The following is a 21493-nucleotide window of genomic DNA, read 5'->3' as shown; positions in this document are numbered from 1 at the left end:
CACATCGTCACACTACCGCAGTTGCGATCGCTCTCGAACGCCAGGCAAAAGCCAATACCATGAGCAGTCCAAGGCCTGCCATTGCCGCTCCAGCCAGGGAAATCGCCGGATAACCCAGCCCGGCATTGATCACCGCTCCGCCCAGAGCCGCACCAATGGCGTTGCCGAAGTTGAAGGCACCGATGTTCACCGCCGAGGCCAGGTTGGGCGCGTCCTTCGCCGCTTCCATGACACGCATCTGTAGTGGCGGCACCAGAGCGAAGCTGGCGATACCCCATATCAGGATGGCAACGGCGGCAGGCAGCGGCCAACGCATCAAAACGGTGAAGGCCAGCAGGACGACAATCAGCACGCTAAGCGAAACGATCAGGGTGCGATCTATCGAGCGGTCGGCGGCCTTGCCGCCCCACATATTGCCCAGCGTCAACCCCACACCGAACAGCACCAGCATGGCGGTGATGTACGCGGTAGAGGCGTGAGTCTCGCTGCTGAGGATTGGCGCGATGTAGGTGAAGACGGTAAACATTGCACCCGAGCCGACTACGGTCAGGGCCAAGGCACCCAGCACGCGGCCGCGGCCCAGTACCCTGATTTCGTCCATCACACTGACGCTTTGCGGTGCTGGCAGGTTGGGCAGGGCAAACCACAATGCGGCCATGGCCGCTACGCCGAGGCCGGTAATGCCCCAGAACGCGGTGCGCCAGCCGAACAGTTCGCCAAACCATGCGGCAAGTGGCACGCCGCCGATGGTCGCCAGGGTCAGGCCCATGAACATTGCCGCAACCGCACCGGCACGTTTTTCCGGGGCGACGACGCTGGCGGCGACGATGGAGCCAACGCCAAAGAACGCGCCGTGGTTCAGTGAAGTCACCACCCTGGCGACCATGAGGCTGTAGTAATCGGTAGCCAAAGCAGACATCAGATTACCCAGAGTAAAAATCGCCATGAGTCCGATCAGCAGATAGCGTCTTGGAATCTTGCCGGTGGTCAGGGTCATCAGTGGCGCACCGAGCAGCACGCCCAAGGCGTAAGCACTGACCAACAAACCGGCGGCAGGAATGGATACGCCGAGATCGGCAGCGATGCCCGGCAACATGCCCATGGGGGCGAACTCTGTAACGCCGATGCCGAAGGCACCAATGGCGAGTGCAACAAGGGGTGGGTTTATACGCATGAAAGGCTCCTTATCTATGCCGCCAATGCTACGATCTTGAGTTTTCACGCGGTAGATAGTGTTTTTGGCAATCACCTTTGCGTAGGAAGCACAAATGGATTATCACGGCAGGTCAGGTGAGATGGGCATATTCACCATGGTGGCGCAGGAGGGCAGCCTATCGGCCGCAGCGCGTGCGTTGGGGCTGACACCCTCGGCGGTCAGTCGGATCATCGCGCGTACCGAACAACGTCTCGGCACCCGTCTGTTGTTGCGCACCACTCGGGCGATTACCTTCACTGCCGAGGGTGAGGCTTTTCTGCGTGGTGCCCGGCGTATCCTGGCCGACATGGCCGAGGTCGAAGAGGCCATTGCTGATCAGGGCGTGCCACGGGGGCGATTGCGGGTCAGCGCCGCTCTTGGTCATGGACGTCAGGCCATCGTCCCGTTGGTGGCAGCATTTAGCGCCCGCTACCCGAATATCGTTGTCGACCTCACTCTTGGAGATGAAGTGGTCGATATTCTCGGCGGGCAGGCCGACGTGGCGGTACGCTTTGGCCATCTGCCCGACAGCCCGCTGACTGCGCGAAGAGTCGGCGATACCGGCCAGATAGTGGTGGCATCGCCCGAATATCTGCAGCGCCATGGCATTCCACAGGAACCGGAAGATTTGCTAAGGCACAACTGCCTGCGCTTCAACTTTCGGCGTGCCGAACCCAACTGGCCGTTCCTCCGCAACGGACGGGAGTTTTCCTTGAAAGTCAGCGGCAACATTGAATGCAGCAGTGGTGAAGCGCTGGCGCAATTCGCGCGAGTAGGTGCCGGCATCGCGCGTATCGGTGAGTTCAGCGTGAGGGAGGATCTGCAGCGCGGCGATCTGATACCGCTGTTGGAAGCCTGGAATCCCGGCGATCTGGAACCGATTCATGCGGTTTTCGTCGGTGGCTCGGCAATGCCGGCGCGGGTGCGTTTGTTCGTGGATTTTTTACTGGAACATCACCGGATGTGAGGTGGCTTCTCAAGAGTTGCGCCGCTGCCGGGTGCCCATCCCTGGGCAGCCCATAACGTTAGCTGCTTAAAATCCGATCGTCGCCGAAACCAGATATGTCCTCGGCGTGGACAGCGTCAAGCCTGGTTCGCTGTCATCCGACGCACCTGCTGAACTCCAGAAGCGTTTATCCATGACGTTTTCGATGTTAGCGCGCAGCGTCACGTCCTTGTCGTCAACCCTGAACGCATAGCGGGCGCCTACGTCGAAGCGCTCCCACGAATCGATTTCCTTGGTGTTGGCCTGGTTCAGGTACTGAGAACTGGAGTAAATGCCGCGGCCGGTCAGGGTCAGGCCCTGAACATTCGGCACGTCCCACTCGGCCCCCAGGTTGACGTTATATTCAGGTGTAGCGGGCGCGCGTTTACCGTCGAATGCACCGTTGACTGTGCCAGTCAGTTCGCTGTCGATGTACATCACGCCGCCGAGCAGGCGAAAGCCCTTGAGGGGTTCGCCGAACATGGTCAGCTCAACGCCGGTGTTTTCACGCTTGCCGTTTGGACCAAAGCGGGTGGAGATCTCGTTCCTTTCGTAAGCCGGCTGTTTGATTCTGAAGACGCTGGCGGTGAAAGCGAAGGTGCCCAGGTCGTATTTGGTGCCCACCTCAACCTGACGGCTGAGGAAGGGCGGAAAGATGTCGTCTGCGTTACTTGCGGTAGAAGGAGCAATCTTGCCCTGGCTCAGACCTTCCATGTAATTGGCATATACCGAGAGTTGATCGGTCACTTTGTAGAGGATGCCGCCCGAGGGTGAGATCTTCTCTTCGTTGTAGCCCGTATCACCTTTGACGTTATCGCTCCAGTCATCGACCTCAACTCGTTGCCAGCGGGCACCCAGTGTCAGCAGCAGGCGGTCATCGAAAAAGCCCAGGGTGTCGGACAAGGCCACGCTGTTGTAGCGACTCTCTGTGTAAACCTTTGGGTCTTGTCGTGTGGGATTGCCGGGTGTAGGCGTCGCTACCGGATCGAACAGGTTGCTCGGGGACGCGGCATAGCGAGCGCCGCCATTTTCGAAGTCCATGTAGAAGTAACTGGCGGCCAGATTGACCTCATGACTCACAGGACCGGTCTGGAACCAGTTACGCACACCCGTGGTGGCCGTGCGGACATTTTCGTCACGGGTGAAGTCGCGAGGCTGGACGCTGAAGTCGCCCGCGTCATTGAGGATTGAAACCGCATGGCGGAGAAAGTCGTGGTTACTTTTACGCGCGCCGACGCCGCCATAGACCATGACCGAATCGCTGACGTCATACTCGGCGTTTACTGCGCCGAAGGTATCTTTGGTGCGCGCCTGGCTCCAGGCTTGCGCGTAGTTGCGACGCACGTCGTTGGCGTTGGGCACTTTTGCCGCGGCAGATATTTGCACGCGCTCCTGAGGGGCGTCGGTTTCACGTTCGGTATGCCCAATGTCCGTTGAAAGCCGCAGGCGTTCGCCACGGAAATCCAGACCCAGCACCGCCATCTCCCGGTCGACGCTTTGGTGGTCCCATTCGGTGTCGCCTGATTGCTTGACGCCGTTGAAGCGGATGCCGAACTTGCCTTCGTCACCAAACCGGCGGCCGACGTCGATGGCGGTTCCCAGCTGGTTATTGGAGGCGTAGCTGCCGGTGAGCTCGGTGATGGGCTTATCCGTGGCGCGCTTGGGCACCACGTTGATGCCGCCACCCACGCTGCCTCGCGGTGATATGCCGTTGACCAGTTGACTCGGGCCTTTGAGGATGTCGACCCGGTCAGCCATTTCCATGTCGATGGTGTAGGTCGGCAAAATGCCGTACAGACCGTTATAGGACACGTCGCTGTTGAACAGGCTCAGGCCGCGGATGGTGAACTGTTCGTAACGCCCGCCTGCGGGGTTGGTCGCGCGTACCGAAGGATCGCTGGCGACCAGGTCGCCCAGGGTTCTGGCCTGTTGATCCTTGACCGTCTTGCTGGTGTAGGTGGTCATGCTGAACGGCGTGTCCATGAAGTCCCGCGAGCCGAGCAGTCCTTGCGAGCCTCTGCGGGCTACCTGGCCTCCGGCATAAGCCTGACCATCTGTAGAACCTGCGGCACCCAGAATCGAGGTGGGCGCCAGTTGCAGGCTGCTGCCTTCCGGAGCCGGGATCAAGGTATAGGCATGATCCGCCACTGGCACCAGCTGCAGGCCGGACCCCTGCAGCAAACGTGAGAAACCTTCCTCTACCGCATAGTCGCCCGATAAACCGGCGCTGGTACGACCGCTTAACAGAGCGGGATCGACCGACAGGTTAACGCCAGCCAGACCTGCAAAGCGGGTCAGCGCAGCACCCAGGCTGCTGGCTGGCACCTCGTAAGTGCGACGATCTTCGTCTTGTGCCCAGCTGGAAGAGGCGAAGAACGGACTAGAGCTCAATGTCAGCAACAGGCTGAAATGCAGCAAGGGGCGCAAACGATAAGGCGACGCTGGGGGCATGGAAGTAAGCTCTCGTATTTTGTTCACTTACCCGGGATGACCAGTGAGATGAAAAAAAGGGACAGGGGTTATGCAAGTTTTTACAGAAAGCATTTTTGAACGTTACCCCCTGCGGATTTTCGGGGCTTCGCAGGGCGCTAACCCAAACATGTTCACCAGACATAATTCTGGCTCCAGAAAATTGACAGGGTGCCGATAAACCTTGTGTCGGTGAAACCCATTGAGTCCCCTGCGATGTTGAAACGTAGAGGACGGGTTGGGCTCTCAACCCGCCGATCAGAGCCATGGAGCAGGGCTTTGGTGTAGAATTTGCTTAATGGCGTAGTGCTATTAACTGGTTTTTGCGCGCCAAAAAAAAATGGGCAGCGAAGCTGGACCCGTCTATATGTTTGCCTTTGGGCTCATCTTCTTTCTTCCCTGACAGGACCCCTGATGCTGGCGTACAACCAAAAGAGTTTTCTGATTGTCGATGACTTCTCCGACTTCCGCAGCTCGGTGCGCTCTATGTTGCGCGAGTTGGGGGTGAGGGATGTGGACACCGCCGACACCGGAGAGCAGGCGCTGAAGATGTGTTCGCAGAAGCGCTACGATTTTGTCCTGCATGACTTCAACCTCGGTGACGGCAAGAAAAACGGCCAGCACGTACTTGAAGACCTGATGGTCGACCGCTTGCTGAGCCACGAGAGCGTGTTCGTTATGGTCACGGCTGAAAACAGCCAGGCGATGGTGATGAGCGCGCTGGAGTGGGAGCCGGATGCCTATCTGACCAAGCCGTTCAACCGCGCAGGTCTGGCCCAGCGTCTTGAAAAGCTGGTGCAGCGTAAAGGCTTGCTCAAGCCAATTCTGCAGGCACTGGACCGCGGCAAACCTGCTGAAGTGCTGGCCGCCTGTGTGGCGCTGACCCAGCAGGACCCGCGTTACGCGCCGTTATGTCTGCGTTACAAGGCCGATGCGCTGCGTGACCTTAAACAATATGAACCCCTTGAAGCGTTGCTCAAATCCATTCTTGCCGATCGCCCGGCGCCTTGGGCGTATGCCGCACTCGGCAATTTAATGCTCAAGCGCAACAAGCACGCCGATGCCCAAGCGGTCTTCGATGCTGCGGTGAAAGCGTTTCCCGGCATGCCGATCCTGTACGACGGCCTGGCCGAAGCGCTGGTTGCGCGTGGCGATGTCGTCCGTGCGCAAAAGGTGCTGGAAGACGCCGTGAAGATTTCGCCGCTGGCGGTGCGTCGACAGACGCTGCTCGGCAAGCTGGCGCTGGACAACAATGACTTCGAGGGCGCTTCCAAGGCCTATCGTCAAGCGGTCAATCAGGGCCAGTTTTCGCGCTTCAAAAACCCTGAAACCAACCTCGGTTTTGCCCAGGCATTGATTTCCCGTGGCGGCGATCAGGGGCTTGATGCGCGCGCACGTGTGGAGATCAATCAGACGCTCAGTGAGGTCGCCAAGGAAAACGGCACTGATCAGGGGCTTCAGGTCCGCACGCGGCTGATGAAGGCCGCCAGCGTGAAGCATTCGGATCCGGAGATGGCGGCCAAGCTGACCGCGGATGCCGTCGGCCGGTTGCAGGATATGGAGCAGTTCCTCAGTGCTGACGCAGCACTGGCTGTCGCCTCACAGCTGCAGAACCTGGGTCAGACCGAGGCGGGTGCCAGCGTGCTGAAGAGTTGCGCCGAGATCTATGGTGATGATCCTCTGGTGATGAAGAACATCGCCAAACAAACGGATGATCCGACGATTCTTGGGGCCAACAAGGCTGCCATCGAGCTCAATATTCAGGGCGTTCGCACGTACAAGGCTGGCAATCTGGACGAGGCGCAGGACCTGTTCCGTCGCGCATTGGCGCTGCAGGCCCAGAACATCAGTATCGCCTTGAACCTGGCGCAGGCATTGCTCCACTCCATGGCTTCGGCACCCAGCGCGGCGAAGCTGGAGGAGTGTCGCGGTTGCCTGAAAATGGTCGGCAAGATGCCCGAGAGCGATCCGCGTTTCGAGCGCTATCAAAAACTGCAGAGCAAGGCGTTTGGAGCATGAGCGAAAACGAAGCGAGTATGGATTTCTCCATGGTTATTGCCTCGACTGTGCATGACATGAAGAACTCCCTGTCGACATTGAGCCAGTCCCACAATCGGTGGCTCGAACAGTTGACCGATGCGCAGCGCGATACACCCGAGCACGGTGTTATCGAGTATGAGTTTGCCAGGCTCAACGGCATGCTCGTACAACTGCTGGGTCTCTATAAGCTGGACGTCAATCAGTTGCCGCTGCGTCCTGATTATCATGAAATGGACGATTTCATCGAAGGCCAGCTGGCGCATCATCAGGAAGTGCTGAACAGTCGCGGTATCGTCGCCACCTGTGAAGTGGATGCGCTCATCCCGCTGGGTTTCTTTGACCGTGAATTGATCGGCACGGTGGTGGGCAATATCACCGTTAACGCCATACGTTATGCGCGCAAGACCATTGCCATTACGGTCAGCGAGGAAGAAGGGCAACTGTGCATCGTCATCAATGACGATGGCGCGGGCTACCCGGCCAGCATGATTGAGAAACAGGCCGACTATGCACTGGGCATCAACCAGGTCAGTGGCAGCACGGGGCTGGGCCTTTATTTCGCCGCACGGATCGCCGAGCAGCATCAGCGCAACGGCGTGCATGGGCGGATTGAGCTGGCTAATGGTGGTCCGTTGGGTGGGGGCGTGTTTAGTATTTTCTTGCCTTGATCCTTCCGCTGATTTTTTGACACCTCATTATCGGTTGTCCTGCTCAGAGGCGTCGCAATCGTCGTTTTATTGTCTTCGTCTCTCTCTCTGCCCCGTTACTCCCGGCGCCTTTATCATGCTGCGGTGGGTGCACAGGCCTCCACCGCTGTTTGGTTCGATTATTGCTTCTACCCTTAAACGCGCTGGCATTAGGCTGGCGCGAACCTATTCTGCGGTTCGTTTCGGGAGTTGAGACGATGGAAGACAAAGTAATCAAGTTGATCGAAGAGGCTATGGAAGCTGACGAAGGGACTGTGGCGCGAGGTCAACCACTGGATTGGGATTCTATTGCGGTCGTGGCGTTCATGGCGTTGGCGGATGAGCACTTGGGCATCACTCTGTCCGCATCCAGATTGAGTAACTGCGCGACTGTGGATGATGTCGTTGCACTGGTCATTTCGCAGTAAACCTCTGCTCCCTGAGCTTCGAAGTTGCTCAGGCCCGTTGAAGTAAGCAAGAGGGCGTTCCATGAGTAACATGTCGCCAACTGGCGAAAACTATCCTGTACGCACGATTTCGCAGGTCATAGTCAGTGGCATCGCATGTGCGCTGCCTCCTTCTGTGGCGAAAGTCGCTGACCTGGCCGAAAGGTTCGGCGCAGATGCTATCGGCAAAATCATGAGCAGTACCGGTATCGAGTCTCGTCATGTAGTTGATACTGAGTGCGCATCCGATCTTTGTCTGGTTGCTGCTGAACGTTTGATAAACGATCTGGCGATAGACAGGTCCACCATCGATACATTGATTTTCATCTCTCAGACACGTGATCACGTTCTTCCGGCTACTGCCTGCTCATTGCAGCAACGTCTGGGATTGAATATTTCCACGGCTGCGTTTGATGTCGGCTTGGGCTGTTCAGGTTACGTATACGGTCTATGGCTGGCTTCGTCTCTACTGGCTTCAGGCGCGAGCCAGCGCGTTCTGCTGCTCGTCGGCGATACGATCAGCAAGTTAGTAGGCGAAGACGATCGTACTGTCGCCGCATTGTTTGGCGACGCAGGTTCCGCGACGCTCCTTGATCATGATCCGCAAGCCGATGCCATTCCATTCGTGCTTGGCAGTGATGGACGCGGCGAGAAAAACCTGATTGTTCCAGGCGGCGCTTTTCGAGATCCTGCGGGCAACGACAGGTCAACCTCGGAAGAGGGCGTGCGGGGGCCATTCGATTTGTATATGAACGGTGCCGAAATATTCGCCTTTACGCTGGCGCGAATCCCCGGGATGGTCAAGGCGCTGCACGAAGCCGTTGAGAGCGGCAGTGACGGTGTTGATAAATATGTATTCCATCAAGCCAACAAGTTCATGTTGGAGCATTTGGCGAAAAAAATCGCCATCGCGCACGAGAAGGTCGTGTTGAACATGAAGACGGTCGGCAATACCAGCGGAGTGTCTATTCCGCTGGCGCTCTGCATGAGCAGTGATTCAGGGCCTTATTTAAATGGCCGATATATGCTTGCTGGTTTTGGCGTCGGCTATTCATGGGCCGGCTGTGTTTTATCGCTTGTCGATACCTGGATAAGCCCGGTTGTAATTATGGAACAGCAAGGGAGCGTCAACTGATTGGACGTTAATCCTTTCTCCTTGGGCCGGAAATCGATAATGGTAACGGGGGCCTCATCAGGGATTGGCCGGCAAGTGGCTATCTGGCTCAGTAAACAAGGCGCGAAAATCACTTTGGTCGCCCGCAATCAAGAGCGATTGCAAGAGACCCTCGGTCAGCTTTACGGTGAGGGTCACTGCATTGCTCCCTTTGATTTCCTTAGTGGTGAAGATGTCCCTCTCTGGATGAAAAATCTGGTCAAGTCCAGTTCCACCCCGTTCGATGGTTTGGTTCACGCATCGGGAGTATTGATGCCTATGCCGATAAGGGCACTCAGTCTTGACCACTGGGACACCCTTATGGCCACTAACGTGACCTCAAGTTTTCTGCTAATCAAGGCTTTTCGGCAAAAGGGAGTTTGCAACAGGGGCTCTAGCATTGTTCTGATTTCCTCTGTGATGGCCCGTGTCGCCGAACCAGCGCTGCTCGCTTATTGCGCAAGTAAAGGCGCGATGGATTCTATGGTGCGGGTTGCAGCGTTGGAGCTTGCACGGGAGGAAATCAGGGTTAATTCCGTTGCCCCTGGGGTTGTTAATAGTGAGATGACCCAGAGCCTTGACCAGCTTGTGGGGGAAAATGCGATGTCCGATATTGCCCAGAAACATGCTCTGGGTATTGGCGAGGCTCTCGACGTCGCGTACGCAGTCAATTATCTGCTTTCTCCGGCTGCCAGGTGGGTGACCGGCACTTCACTGGTTGTCGACGGGGGGTACCTTGCGCAATGAATAGTCAAAAGCTGCTGATTGTTGGCGCGGGCGGTTTCGGGCGTGAGGTACACGCGTGGCTTACTGACTGGGTACACGTTAATCCTGGCTGGAGTATCGTCGGATTCATCAACGATGGTGAAGGTTCGTTGAACCGGTTCAATCATTATCCCGACATCATTTCGACCGTGGATGCTTATGTTCCTCAGCCTGACGAGCATCTTGTATGTGCAATCGCCAACCCGGCAGATAAGCGCAAGGTTGTCGAAAAGTTGCTCGCGAAAGGGGCGGTATTTTTTAGCCTTGTCCACCCTTCTGCTGTTATTGGAGCTAATGTCACCATTGGTCAAGGGACAGTCGTATGTCCTTTTTCCTTACTTTCGGTTGATCTAACCGTTGGCGCATTCGTCACGATCAATGTTTCTTGCACCATAGGTCATGACGCTTCTATCGGTGATTTCAGCACCTTGAGCGGACAATGTGATGTAACCGGTGGAGTGGTTCTTGAAGACGAGGTCTTCATGGGCACGCACGCAAGTGTTCTGCCGAAGGTCAAGGTAGGCCGCCAGGCGGTAATCGGTGCCGGAAGTGTGGCGATACGCAATGTCGCTCCCGGCACTACAGTCTTCGGCGTTCCTGCCAAACGTATCTCAGGGTGATACAGATGACCTACCATGCCCGAATCCGGAATATCGAATACGAGTTGCCCTCACACTCGCTGGATAACGAAACGCTCAGCAGGGAGTTTCCAGAATGGGACGTCGACAAGATATTCGCCAAGACCGGTATCGGTGAGCGGCGGATTATCGACCCGTCGGAAACCGCCTCTGACCTTGCCTTTCGGGCATGCGAGAAGCTGTTCCTCAACAGCGACGTTCAGCGCAGCGAGATCGACGCGCTGATTTATTGCACTCAAAGTCCAGATTATCTGTTGCCCGCCACTGCGTGTGTCTTGCAGCACCGTCTGCAATTGCCTACAACCTGTGCAGCGTTTGACTTCAATCAGGGCTGTTCCGGTTATGTGTATGGCTTGGGCATAGCCAAAGGCATGATCGAGTCAGGCCAGTGCAAGAAGGTCTTGCTGGTCACTGCCGAGACTTACAGCCGTTACATCAATCCCCAGGACAAAAGCGTCCGTACATTGTTTGGTGACGCAGCCGCCGTTACCTTGATCGTTGCCGATGAAGGCGAGGGCGGACCTTATCTGGAGCGCTTCCGTTATGGCAGCGACGGAGCCGGTTCGGAGAATCTGATTGTTCCGATTGGCGGAGCCCGTCGCCCGACTGCATCCAATCTGGAACCCGCCGAGCATCGCGACGACAGCGGCAATGTGCGAACTGATGCCGATTTGTATATGAATGGCCCAGCTATTTTCGAGTTCTCGATGACGCGTGTCCCGCAGTTGTTTGCGTCGCTGTTTGATGAAGAGCTGGCTGCCACAGACATGGACCTGTTTGTGTTTCATCAGGCCAACCAGTTCATGCTTGAGTCGTTGCGGCGTCGTTTGAAGTTGCCGGTGGAGAAGTTCGTCACTGAGTTCGAACATAGCGGCAATACGGTATCCTGCACTATCCCGATTGCGCTGAAAGAGTCGCTGAGCAAAGGCGTCATCAAGCCGGGCACGATCATGGCCGCTGTCGGGTTCGGCGTGGGCTACTCGTGGGGGGCGTGCGTAATTCGCTGGTGATCATTCATTGGCAGGCAGTCGCATAAAAAACAGGACCCTTTCGGGCCCTGTTCAGTAACTGCTGATTCAGCGGGTCCAGGCTTCCTGCCAGGTCTGCAGATAGTCAGCATCCATCATCCAGTTCTGCTCAACTTCACGTTTGAGTTCGTCGCCCAGCCGCGCGCAGGTGTCCAATTGCTCGATGTGGGCTTCTATGGCGGTGATCCAGGCCTGAGGTTCATTCCTGACGCGTGTGACAGGAAGGCTGCCCTGATAGCACAGAATGTCGCTGCAGATGACTGGATAGCCGCACGCGCCGTATTCGAGCAGGCTTATCGGACTTTTGCCTTGATTAATCAGATGGTCCTGAGCCGGCGCCAGTGCCAGGTCAAGGTTGAGGCTGGCGAGGCTGCCAGGTAGCAACGAGTCTTGTACAGGGCTGCGTAACTCATGGATGAAAGGGCGCAGGCGCGCGGGGCAAGGACCCATGATGACCCACTCGACCTTATCGGCGAGTTTACGAATCACACTTTCGATCAGTAGCAGGTCTGCGCCTTGATCGGCTGTGCCGACCCAGCCAACACGAGGTTTGTCCCGGGTTCTGCGGATGCTTCTCAGACCTTGCCAAACGACCGGCGAGAGTCTGGTTTCTATGACGCGGATGTCCTCATGCAACCCGGACAAGATTTCAGCAAGGGCGAAGGTCGGTACCGTCACCCGGTCTACCTGCTCAAAGCCCAACTGCAGCGAAGCTTGTATCGCGGCAAACGGGGCCGCTTTTTTGTCCAGCGGACTGAATGACGGAAATTGGTTCAGGTCGTAAACGACGAATGCGTTGATGTGGGTTCTGATTGCGTAGAGGGACAAGATCTCGGTGTCGCTTAGTGGTCGCTGAACGACAATGGTGTCAGCACTCAGGCGAGCAATTTCCGGGATGTTCAGCGATGAATGACACATCACACCATCGATGGCTCGCGTATCTCGCAACAAATTCAGCGGTCCGCTGATGCGACGTCCGCTTTCGGACTGGTCGGCAGGCTGTACTAACACAACCGGTAACGGTCGGTGAATCAGAGGGCGCCACGCCAGCTCGGGGTCGGGCTGAGCCGTAAAGCTCGGTGCTTGCAACGAGAAGTTCAGATTGTACGCAGGGTCCCAAGCCAGATAGTGCAGCCACGTGTCATACAGCGCGCGGGTTTGATCGTCGTATGCCGCATCTGCGGTAGATGGGGTTGTCCCCCCGCGAACCAGGCTTGCGTGAGGTGTCCACAGCACGAGATGGCCACTGTTGCGGATCTTCAGACACAGGTCGACGTCGCTGTAACGTGTCGCAAACAGATGCTCGTCAAGGCCTTCCAGACTGTCGTACAACGCTTTGCGGACCAACAGACAATCACCGCTGACCGCACTGTAACTCTGGTCGCTGATCAGACGCTGCATATAGCCTGCGCCAGTGCTTTCGCTTGCATTGACCGGCGAAGCCGTGCCGCTGAGTCCCAGAATCAGCCCCGCATGTTCGATGCTGCCGTCGGGCGCAACCAGTTTTGCCCCGACCGCACCAACTTCCGGTCGCAATGCGTGGTTGAGGAGATTCTCCAGCCAGTCCGCCTGCACAACAAACAAGTCATTTGCGAGCATTAGCACGTACTCGCCCAGCGCGTGCTGGACTGCCGAGTTTCTGATGGCCGACGCACTCAGGGTTTTGTCATGACGCAGTACGCGTATTTTGCCCGACTGCATCGAGTCAATGCTGAGCAGCCACTGCACTGTTTCTGAACTCTGACTATTGTTGTCGCTGATGATGATTTCGTAATGCGGATAAGTGGTCGTTTGCAGGATGCTTTCTATGCAGGGCAGGAGGGTACCGAGTTGATCCTGCGCTGAAACAATGATAGAGACCAGCGGCAGGCTGGTGTGTCCGTATTTCACGCGGTAGTGGCCGGGAATGATGCCGTGCACCTGACCATTGTCGTAACCGCGCGCGTGCAGGTGGCGCTGCAGCGCCGCGGCCATATCCGGATTGTCACGTTGAGCCGATTGAGCCGCAATCAGTAACGGTTCCGAGGCGTGAGCGAAGGAGCCGAACTGCTCGTGTTCGATCAGGCGCAGGATCAGGTCGAATTCCATTGCGTGGGCATAAACCGGGTTAAAGCCACCGACATTCAATGCCGCCTGTCTGTTGAACAGCCAATGGCGGCTCGTGGCGGCGGGACAACTCAGCAAATAGTCCAGATTGAAGTCGGGTCGGAAAGCGAGAGTGGCAGCCCCTTGATTGTCGAGCGACACTTCATCGCCGAACACCGCATCGCAACCCGGTGAGTCCAGTGCTTTCATGACCGCGCACAACAGGCCGCTGTTGGTGAAGGTGACGCCGGCATCGACCATGACCCACCAGTCATGGTTGTTTTCCTGCATCAGGTTATTGATGACCTCAGGGCGGCTTTCCAGAGTTGCCGACAACCACGGCAATTGGGCTTGCAAGGCACTCTGCGCCTGGCTGTCGTAATCTGCGAGGATAAATACCTTGAGTCGGTCCAGCAGTGGATTTTCTGAGGCGAGGCTTTGCAGGGTCGTCAGTACGTGCTCGGGCTGGTTGCCAAAATCGGAAATCACAATGGCTATCGCCGGGCCGCCGTCTTGAATTGCCAGATAGTCACGGAGCAACTGTTGCTGCGCAGCAGAGGGTTTGTGTTGGTCGAGGCGAGCAATGATCTGTTTATTGTTGACCGCTGCCGCCGGGCGGCGGTCGAAGTAGCTGAGCAACTGCATCTCTTGAACATCGTCACGTTTGGACAACGGCGCGATTTTCACAGTGGTGTTTGAGTCAACAGGACGCATCCAGCCCAGCTCACGAGTGATGCGGTGGAAGCTGGCGTGGCCTTCGCGTGCGAGTGTCGGGTCAGTGACGAACGCCTGGGTACTCTGGTTCCCCGTGACGCGGAAATACGACAACGGGCGCGCGAGCATGGCCAGGTTGCCCTGGCGGAGGAGCTTCACATACAGCGCAACGTCGCCAAACGACCAGATAGGCGTTCCTTCCAGCGACATGAGGTCTGGACCGAAGGGCAGCACATCACTGCGGCGGCACAAGACCGAGCTGGGCTCTCCGATGAAATTTACAGGGGTCTGACAGAGAAACGAAACCAGTTCCGGGCCATTCAACACGACGTTTTGGCCGAAAGGGTAAAGAGTTGAAAGGTTATCAGGCAGGAAGTTGCCTTCGCCATCGATGCGTTTACGTGCAGACGCTACCAGCTTGATATCGGGGCTATCGTGTAGCACGTCGTACAACAGCCGGACAGAGTCCGGGACCAGAATATCGTCGTCGTACAGAAACTTGATGAACTCACCGCGGGCTTCGCGGATGCCTCGTGCCACGTTGGCAGCTTCGCGCAGTGCTACTTCATTTTTGAAGTAACGAATGGGCCAGCGGCTGTTCACTCCGAGTTTTTCGACAATTACCTGGATCGCGTCAGTGGGGCAGTCGTCGCAAACGACGATTTCGACATCATCGTGATTCTGGCGAAGGGCACTCAGTAGCGCCGCTTCAAAGAAATCGGGTTTGTAGGCCGGGATAACAATACTGACCAGGCTTGGATAGTTCATCTGAATACCAGGTAGGAATAGGGTAGAAACGGCAAGCCTTTCAGGCGCACATGCAAACGATCATGCAAACCAAGTGCGTCACTTTCGGCCTATGTACAGAACGGACTGTTCAGTAATGCCGTGCTTCTTGAAGGTGCCGCTGCCAAAGGATTCGGTGCCCAGCTCATCAACCTGAAAGCCACCTTTTTTCAGGCGGGTAATGAAGTCCTGCTTGGCATACAGGCGTACGTGATCGTCTTGGCCAAAGCGTGCCCAGCGCTCATCCACACTCTGTTCGGTCGGATCCTCATCGGTTTCGGTGATGGTCAGCAGCAGCGGTACCATCAGGATGGCGGCGCCACCTCTAGCCAGTACTCGGTGTAACTCTGCTATCGCCAGAGAATCGTCGGAGACGTGCTCCAGCACATGGGAGCAAACGATGAAGTCAAAAGACTCATCGGCATAAATATTCATGTCCATGATATCGACGATATCGTCGGCCAACGGGGAGAACAGGTCGGCGGAGCGATACACGGCATTCGGCAGATTGCGCAGGAATTGCGACAGCACGGGAGCCGGTGCGATATCGAGAATTCTCAGTGGCTTGCCGTCTGGATGTTTCAGTAGATATGAGGCAAAAAGCGCGTACAGGCGATCACGGTCCGAGGCCGTGCATTCAGGGCAACTGTATTGCCCGAGATTGAGGGTTTCGAAATCGTCTGCCGAATAAAATACATTCAGACGATGAAGTATCTTCAGTTGCTGTGGCGAAAACGGGTAGAAGTTGGGGAAGCGGTTTGAGCAGACCGGGCAAGTTCGCATTATTTCTTCTCATTACTGGCAGAGACGAGCACGGCAATGATGCTTTCGAAGGCGTCATCAGTGAGGCTGTCATAAATGGGCAAACACAAAATCTGGCTGGAGATACTGCTCGCGATGGGCAGTCGCCCGGGCTTGGCGGATTCAAGACCGCGATACATCGGGAATTCGGAGATGAGCGGATAGAAGTAGCGACGAACTAAAATCTCCTGATCACGGAACCGCTGGTACAGCGCATCACGCGTTAACGGGAAGCCGGGCTTCACCAAGACCGGGAAATAGGAATAGTTATGCTGATCCTGGGTCTCCCAGATTACCTCTACGTGAGGAATTGCCTGGAGTGCTTCCCGATACAGGGTGTCGATGCGTTTGCGTTTGGCCAGAGCGTCATCAATGTACTTGAGTTGCAGCAAGCCAAATGCGGCGTTCACTTCGCTCATTTTGCCGTTGATGCCTGGTGCGACGACGGTGACCTCGTCTGCGAAGCCAAAGTTTTTCAGGTAGTCGATCCGCTGCTTGGTTTTTGCATCGTGGGAAACGATGGCGCCACCTTCAAAGGTATTGAACACCTTGGTCGCGTGGAAACTGAGGATGGACAGATCGCCATGGCTCAGCAGGCTCCGGCCTTGATGACGTACGCCAAAAGCGTGAGCTGCGTCGTAGATGACTTTTAGGCCATAGCGATCGGCGATCTGCTGAATACGCTCTACATCGCAAGGGATGCCGTAGCAATGAACCGGCATGATCGCGGTAGTGGCCGGGGTGATGGCCTCCTCGATGCGATCAGGGTTCAGGTTATAGGTGTTGGGGTCGATATCAACGAACACCGGTTTCAGGTCGTTCCACAATAGCGAGTGCGCAGTGGCCACGAACGAATAGGGCGTGGTGATGACTTCTCCCGTGATGCGCAGAGCCTGCAGGGCGGTGAGCAACGCCAGGGTGCCATTGGAAAACAATGACAGGTGTTCGACACCCAGATAGTCGGCCAGCTCATGCTCGAGTTGCTGATGAAACGGGCCGCAGTTAGTAAGCTGATTGCTGTCCCAGATTTGCTGCAGATAGGGTACGAACTCCTCCAGAGGGGGAAGCAGAGGACGGGTGACAGGAATCGCTTTACTCATGGGCAAATCTCTAATTATGTGGACCTGGCGGTCTCGGCAGCGCGGCAAGTGGATATGCCGGTCCTGCTCTTTGACATAAAAATGGCAGCCAAAGAATCTAAGCAGAGCAAAGCAAAAAATCGGCCAATGTTGATATGAGCCAAGAGGTGCTGCATGCACTGGGAGCGATGGTGGTAGCCGGGTAGTTTTTTTATCGAATGCTTGAAACTCAGAACACCCGGTGCGTATTTTGTGCAGGTCGCCCTCTGCGACCTGATTGATCAAGGACTGAATGATGACTGGCTACGACGCCCATCTCGCGCAACAGCTGACGGGCATAGATGAAATCGAGTGCGTCACACCCGATTTGAATGGCGTACCTCGCGGCAAGGTAATGACCGCAGCAGGCTTCCTCGAAGGACGCCGTTTGCAGATGGCGCGTGGGGTTTTGCTGCAATGCATCATGGGCGGTTACCCGCCGTCGCGTTTTTACGGAAGCGATGACGGTGACGTGGCAATGGTTCCTGACGCCCAACAGATCCACCGTTTGCCATGGAGTACGGAGCCTCGTGCGTTGGCGATCTGCGATGCCGAGGAGCTTGGTGGCGGGTTTTGTAATCTATCGACCCGTAGCCAGCTCAAGGCGGTGATTGCCAGGTATACCGAGCGCGGTCTGGCGCCTGTTGTGGCGACCGAGCTGGAGTTCTTTGTCTTTGCTCCGAATCCAGATCCAGCCAAGCCGTTTCTGCCGCCTTGCGGGATTGATGGCCGTCGCGAAGAAGGTCACTCTGCGTTCAGTGTCAGCTCCAACAACGGCTTGCGACCGTTCTTCAGCGAGATCTATAAATGCATGGCGGCGCTGGGTTTGCCCCGTGACACCTTCATGCATGAAATGGGTGTGAGTCAGTTCGAGATCAATTTGCTGCATGGCGATCCGCTGCTGCTGGCCGACCAGACGTTTCTGTTCAAGCACCTGCTCAAGGAAGTTGCGCTCAAGCACGGTTTGATCGTGGTGTGCATGGCCAAGCCGCTGGCGCAAACGGCGGGCAGCTCAATGCATATCCATCAGAGTGTGGTCGACTCGGTTACCGGTTCGAACGTATTCAGTGACGAGCAGGGCGAACCTACCGCGTTGTTCCGGCATTTTATTGCCGGTCAGCAAGCCTGCATGGCTGATTTCACCGCGCTGTTCGCGCCGAATGTGAACTCGTATCAGCGCCTGTGCCATCCCTTTGCGTCGCCGAACAACGCCTGCTGGTCCCATGACAATCGTTCAGCAGGATTACGTATCCCGGCCAGCGGCCCATCGGCCAGACGGGTCGAGAACCGCTTGCCGGGCGCCGATGCCAATCCCTATCTGGCGATAGCCGCCAGCCTGGCCGCGGGGCTTCATGGCATTGATCATCAGTTGGAGCCGACGCCGCCGATACAGGGGGACATCCATGTGCCGGATGAATTGTCGTTGCCATGTACCTTGCACGCCGCTCTGGAGCGTCTGAAACGCAGTCAGTTGGCCAAGGAACTGTTTGGCGTTGAGTTCATCGAAGGCTACATCGCATCGAAGACCCTGGAGCTGACCAGTTTCTTCGATGAAATCACCCCCTGGGAAAGGCGCATTCTGGCTGCCCAGGCTTAAGAGTCGTGTTATCGGAGCCGTCCATTCTGACGACTCCTTATTTTTGGAAAGTCGATGCGCCAAATCTGGAAGTCTTTTCAGGGTCTGTATTTCGCCTCCCTGATGATGTTGACCGGCTCCGGTCTTCTGAGTACGTACCTTGCCTTGCGATTGTCCGCTGATCAGGTCGATGGTCTGTGGATCGGTGCGCTGATGGCCGCCAACTATGTGGGGTTGGTACTGGGTGGCAAAGTAGGGCATCGGCTGATCGGGCGTGTCGGGCATATTCGTGCCTACGCGACCTGTGCGGGTATTGTCGGCGCAGCCGTGCTGGGTCTTGGGCTGATTGACTGGCTGCCCGTGTGGCTGTTCCTGCGGATGATCGTGGGCCTGGGCATGATGTGCCAATACATGGTGATCGAGAGCTGGTTGAACGAACAGGCAGCTCCCAAGCAGCGTGGCATGGTCTTCAGCGGTTATATGATCGCGTCCTACATGGGGCTGGTGCTGGGGCAGATGATCCTGGTGGTCCACCCCGGGTTGGGGCCAGAGCTGCTGATGCTGGTAGCGATGTGTTTTGCCTTGTGTCTGGTCCCTGTGGCCATGACCCGTAGTATTCACCCGGCACCCTTGCATCCCGCGCCTCTGGAGCCACGGTTCTTCATCAGTCGGGTGCCTCAGTCGCTGACGACCGTATTGGGGGCAGGGCTGATCGTCGGTGCTTTCTATGGTCTGGCTCCCCTGTACGCAGCGCAACAGGGGCTGTCGACCGAGCATGTCGGTATGTTCATGGCGTGCTGTATTCTGGCCGGCCTGATGGTTCAGTGGCCATTGGGGCTTCTTTCTGACCGTTATGATCGTGCTCAGTTGATGCGAGCCTTTGCCGCCGTGTTGACGGTCGTGGCGTTGCCGTTGGCAGTGCTGCCCAGCATGCCTCTGGAAGTTTTGTTTCTGGTGGGGTTTGTGGTTTCGCTGGTTCAGTTCAGTCTTTATCCTCTGGCCGTCGCTTTCGCCAATGACCACGTTGAAGGCGAGCGTAGGGTATCGCTGACGGCAATGTTGCTGATGACCTTTGGTATCGGCGCCAGTATCGGTCCGCTGGCGGCCGGTGCGCTGATGAAGGCGCTGGGCAGCAATATGCTTTATGCCTTCGTCTGTCTGACGTCACTGTCGCTGGTGTTCCTGATCCGCCCTAAAGCTGTCACTCACTTGCACCAGGTGGACGACGCGCCACTGCATCACGTCGCAATGCCAGACAGCATGTCCAGTTCGCCACTGGTGGTTGCGCTTGACCCGCGGGTTGATGAGCAAGTGGTCCAGGATCAGATGCAGACCACGGTCGAGCCAGCGGCTGAACCCGAGGCTGAAGTTGAACAGCCGGTTGAGCCTAAGGCGCAAGACGAGGCTGTGGTGGATGTGAAAGATGAAGAGATTAATCGGCCTTAGATCGTGGAACCGGCTTTAGCCGGGATTGGGCTGGCACAGCCAACGCATATATGTTGCCAGCAAGGCAGCCTTCCCGGCTGAAGCCGGTCCCACGTCAGCGCGCGATTATAAAAAAGGTCAGGACAAGGTTCGGTTTTTGGGGAAGTCAGTTCAGATTGAGATCTGTGGTCAAACCACAAAAAAGGCGATTACGCTCACCGCGTAATCGCCTTTTTAACAGCTTGAAACCGCTGTCAGAAGTCGTCGTCCTTGTCGAAGCGACGCGCTTCTCGCTGCAGTTGGTACACGAAACGCTCAACCTGACGTTGCACCAGCCCGCTCATGTTGTGAAAGCGAATCCCGGCAAACGTCGTGTTGACCCTTTCTTCGAAGTGCAGATAGCGCAATTCAACCGGAGCAGTCATGGTGCCAAACGGCAACTGAGCCACAAAACGCTCGTACACCTGGCCCAATTGCATGCGCTCGGAAACGTCACCTTCAAAGCGAAGCTTGCAGCCGGTCGCCGAAATATCCAGCAGTTTGCCGCTTAGCGGAAACTTGAGCCGGTCGCCGCCCATCTCGACGCTGACCAACTGGGCGAGCTTCAATGCCGCGCGGAACGCGTTGCGACGTTGATGGTAAATGACTTCCGCAGGCATAGGGCCGCGGTAGAAACGCTCACCGTCGGCCTCATGAATGGTCATCTGCGCGCTGCTTTCCCACGCGATACGTACACCATCATGGAAGCCTTCGACCCGGTAAGCTTCGCCATTGGCCAGGAATTTTTCGCCGTCACGAGGGATCATTTCGTCGAGGGCAATGACATCGCTTTCGCGGTTGACCTCGATCAGATAGCTCTGAAAGCGCTGGGTACGCTCATGAAAAGTAATGATCAGAGGATCATGACTTTCAAGTAGCAGCCGCAAGTTGGCGGCAATTTCCAAAGGCGTATCGAGTACCTTCGGGGGCTGCGGAGCATCTTCCGCACTTGAGCCATTCACTTTTTTCCATCTCCAGGCAAAATACGACAGCAACGCAATGACAGGCATTTTGCCAGCATGCAAAGCGCCTTGATACAGAAAACTACGCTTGGCTTAACGGACGTGGCTTTGCACGTCCCGATGTCGATCCCCGGCTGTCATACAGCGTGGGCATATCGCCGGTCAGTATCCGTAATTGATGCGCAGTAGAGGCCTGCTGCATCTGGATAGAACTGCCGTTTTGAGTGTTGAGTTGCTGGCACTGATTAATCAATGCGCTCAACTCGTCTCCGGCCTTCATCAATTGCTCGCCTACTGACGAGTTGTCGGCGAGTGTGCTGAGGCCCTGACGATCCTGACTCAATCCCAATCCGCTGAGAATCTGGCTGCGCTTGCGGCCATGTTGCTCAAGCAAAATCACCAGTGCCTGCTTTTTGGCAAGCACATGCTCCATTTCGACCATGTCGCGGCCGTGGAGGGCGAGAGATTCGGCCTGCAGAATTTCCAGCAACTGCTGGGCAGGGACCATATCGTCGATCATCAGTTGGAGCAAAGTAGTGTCTTGCATCGCATGCTCTGGTTTTTAAGCGTCCAGAAGATCCA

17 protein-coding genes are annotated in these 21493 nt (G+C 56.5%); 10 read left to right on the top strand and 7 right to left on the bottom strand.

What is annotated here, in order from left to right:
* Positions 1–7: 7 nt before the first annotated feature.
* A complete protein-coding gene (locus tag EE949_RS19040) occupies positions 8–1174 on the bottom strand; it encodes an MFS transporter (protein ID WP_122665710.1) in 1167 nt (388 codons plus the stop codon).
* Positions 1175–1268: 94 nt separating this feature from the next.
* On the opposite strand from EE949_RS19040, the gene EE949_RS19035 reads away from it, so the two are divergent.
* On the top strand, positions 1269–2162 hold the full coding sequence (locus EE949_RS19035) for a LysR family transcriptional regulator (protein ID WP_122665709.1): 894 nt from the start codon (positions 1269–1271) through the stop codon (positions 2160–2162).
* A gap of 66 nt (positions 2163–2228) precedes the next feature.
* On the opposite strand, the gene EE949_RS19030 is transcribed toward EE949_RS19035, so the two are convergent.
* Positions 2229–4631, bottom strand: coding sequence for a TonB-dependent receptor (locus tag EE949_RS19030; RefSeq protein WP_122665708.1), 2403 nt, complete (start codon positions 4629–4631; stop codon positions 2229–2231).
* Positions 4632–5063: 432 nt separating this feature from the next.
* On the opposite strand from EE949_RS19030, the gene EE949_RS19025 reads away from it, so the two are divergent.
* From EE949_RS19025 to EE949_RS18995, 7 genes are all read left to right on the top strand, one after another.
* Positions 5064–6668 carry a response regulator gene (locus EE949_RS19025; protein ID WP_122665707.1) on the top strand — a complete coding sequence of 535 codons (1605 nt, stop codon included), beginning with the start codon at positions 5064–5066 and terminating at the stop codon, positions 6666–6668.
* On the top strand, positions 6665–7357 hold the full coding sequence (locus EE949_RS19020; protein ID WP_122665706.1) for a sensor histidine kinase: 693 nt from the start codon (positions 6665–6667) through the stop codon (positions 7355–7357). Before EE949_RS19025 ends, EE949_RS19020 begins: the two co-directional genes overlap by 4 nt.
* A gap of 236 nt (positions 7358–7593) precedes the next feature.
* Positions 7594–7803, top strand: a complete 210-nt coding sequence (locus EE949_RS19015; RefSeq protein ID WP_122665705.1) for an acyl carrier protein — start codon at positions 7594–7596, stop codon at positions 7801–7803.
* A 61-nt stretch (positions 7804–7864) separates the two neighbouring features.
* Positions 7865–8956 carry a 3-oxoacyl-ACP synthase III family protein gene (locus EE949_RS19010; RefSeq protein ID WP_122665704.1) on the top strand — a complete coding sequence of 364 codons (1092 nt, stop codon included), beginning with the start codon at positions 7865–7867 and terminating at the stop codon, positions 8954–8956.
* Positions 8957–9721, top strand: coding sequence for an SDR family NAD(P)-dependent oxidoreductase (locus tag EE949_RS19005; protein WP_162874710.1), 765 nt, complete (start codon positions 8957–8959; stop codon positions 9719–9721). It abuts the gene before it with no gap.
* Positions 9718–10359 (top strand): acetyltransferase, encoded by a 642-nt coding sequence (locus tag EE949_RS19000; protein WP_122665702.1) that lies wholly within the window; start codon positions 9718–9720, stop codon positions 10357–10359. Before EE949_RS19005 ends, EE949_RS19000 begins: the two co-directional genes overlap by 4 nt.
* A gap of 5 nt (positions 10360–10364) precedes the next feature.
* Positions 10365–11387, top strand: coding sequence for a ketoacyl-ACP synthase III (locus EE949_RS18995; protein ID WP_122665701.1), 1023 nt, complete (start codon positions 10365–10367; stop codon positions 11385–11387).
* A gap of 66 nt (positions 11388–11453) precedes the next feature.
* Here EE949_RS18995 and EE949_RS18990 read toward each other — a convergent pair whose 3' ends face one another.
* The 3 genes from EE949_RS18990 to vioA form a co-directional block, all read right to left on the bottom strand.
* Positions 11454–14972: a glycosyltransferase gene (locus EE949_RS18990; RefSeq protein ID WP_122665700.1), complete on the bottom strand. Its 3519-nt coding sequence runs from the start codon at positions 14970–14972 to the stop codon at positions 11454–11456.
* Positions 14973–15050: 78 nt separating this feature from the next.
* The gene (locus EE949_RS18985; RefSeq protein ID WP_122665699.1) at positions 15051–15773 is read right to left on the bottom strand and encodes a class I SAM-dependent methyltransferase; all 723 of its coding nucleotides are present in this window, start codon (positions 15771–15773) and stop codon (positions 15051–15053) included.
* Positions 15773–16891, bottom strand: a complete 1119-nt coding sequence (gene vioA / locus EE949_RS18980) for a dTDP-4-amino-4,6-dideoxy-D-glucose aminotransferase VioA (RefSeq protein WP_122665698.1) — start codon at positions 16889–16891, stop codon at positions 15773–15775. The genes EE949_RS18985 and vioA overlap by 1 nt, the downstream gene beginning before the upstream one ends.
* A 373-nt stretch (positions 16892–17264) precedes the next feature.
* Here vioA and EE949_RS18975 point away from each other — a divergent pair, with 373 nt between their 5' ends.
* Together EE949_RS18975 and EE949_RS18970 are read left to right on the top strand one after the other, a co-directional pair.
* Complete coding sequence (locus EE949_RS18975) at positions 17265–18506, top strand: glutamine synthetase family protein (RefSeq protein ID WP_162874738.1); 1242 nt, start codon at positions 17265–17267, stop codon at positions 18504–18506.
* Between the two features lie 54 nt (positions 18507–18560).
* Positions 18561–19931 (top strand): MFS transporter, encoded by a 1371-nt coding sequence (locus EE949_RS18970; protein WP_122665696.1) that lies wholly within the window; start codon positions 18561–18563, stop codon positions 19929–19931.
* A gap of 233 nt (positions 19932–20164) precedes the next feature.
* Here the strand turns inward: EE949_RS18970 and EE949_RS18965 are convergent, their stop codons facing one another.
* Positions 20165–20911, bottom strand: a complete 747-nt coding sequence (locus EE949_RS18965; RefSeq protein WP_122666116.1) for a flagellar brake protein — start codon at positions 20909–20911, stop codon at positions 20165–20167.
* An 82-nt stretch (positions 20912–20993) separates the two neighbouring features.
* Positions 20994–21458, bottom strand: coding sequence for a flagella synthesis protein FlgN (locus tag EE949_RS18960; RefSeq protein ID WP_122665695.1), 465 nt, complete (start codon positions 21456–21458; stop codon positions 20994–20996).
* Between the last annotated feature and the right edge of the window lie 35 nt (positions 21459–21493).

The organism is Pseudomonas viridiflava (assembly GCF_900602065.1).
Lineage (GTDB): Bacteria > Pseudomonadota > Gammaproteobacteria > Pseudomonadales > Pseudomonadaceae > Aquipseudomonas.
The sequence above is the reverse complement of the archived record's forward strand: the minus strand, read 5'-3'. Positions and strand labels throughout refer to the sequence as shown.

Bases quoted from the DNA above. Each gene is read 5' to 3' on its own strand.
- EE949_RS19015 (WP_122665705.1), top strand. From the start codon at position 7,594: ATGGAAGACAAAGTAATCAAGTTGATCGAAGAGGCTATGGAAGCTGAC.
- EE949_RS18990 (WP_122665700.1), bottom strand. From the start codon at position 14,972: ATGAACTATCCAAGCCTGGTCAGTATTGTTATCCCGGCCTACAAACCC.
- EE949_RS19040 (WP_122665710.1), bottom strand. From the start codon at position 1,174: ATGCGTATAAACCCACCCCTTGTTGCACTCGCCATTGGTGCCTTCGGC.
- EE949_RS19030 (WP_122665708.1), bottom strand. From the start codon at position 4,631: ATGCCCCCAGCGTCGCCTTATCGTTTGCGCCCCTTGCTGCATTTCAGC.
- EE949_RS19010 (WP_122665704.1), top strand. From the start codon at position 7,865: ATGAGTAACATGTCGCCAACTGGCGAAAACTATCCTGTACGCACGATT.
- EE949_RS19020 (WP_122665706.1), top strand. From the start codon at position 6,665: ATGAGCGAAAACGAAGCGAGTATGGATTTCTCCATGGTTATTGCCTCG.
- EE949_RS19035 (WP_122665709.1), top strand. From the start codon at position 1,269: ATGGATTATCACGGCAGGTCAGGTGAGATGGGCATATTCACCATGGTG.
- EE949_RS19000 (WP_122665702.1), top strand. From the start codon at position 9,718: ATGAATAGTCAAAAGCTGCTGATTGTTGGCGCGGGCGGTTTCGGGCGT.
- EE949_RS18960 (WP_122665695.1), bottom strand. From the start codon at position 21,458: ATGCAAGACACTACTTTGCTCCAACTGATGATCGACGATATGGTCCCT.
- EE949_RS18975 (WP_162874738.1), top strand. From the start codon at position 17,265: ATGACCGCAGCAGGCTTCCTCGAAGGACGCCGTTTGCAGATGGCGCGT.
- vioA (WP_122665698.1), bottom strand. From the start codon at position 16,891: ATGAGTAAAGCGATTCCTGTCACCCGTCCTCTGCTTCCCCCTCTGGAG.
- EE949_RS18985 (WP_122665699.1), bottom strand. From the start codon at position 15,773: ATGCGAACTTGCCCGGTCTGCTCAAACCGCTTCCCCAACTTCTACCCG.
- EE949_RS18970 (WP_122665696.1), top strand. From the start codon at position 18,561: ATGCGCCAAATCTGGAAGTCTTTTCAGGGTCTGTATTTCGCCTCCCTG.
- EE949_RS19025 (WP_122665707.1), top strand. From the start codon at position 5,064: ATGCTGGCGTACAACCAAAAGAGTTTTCTGATTGTCGATGACTTCTCC.
- EE949_RS18995 (WP_122665701.1), top strand. From the start codon at position 10,365: ATGACCTACCATGCCCGAATCCGGAATATCGAATACGAGTTGCCCTCA.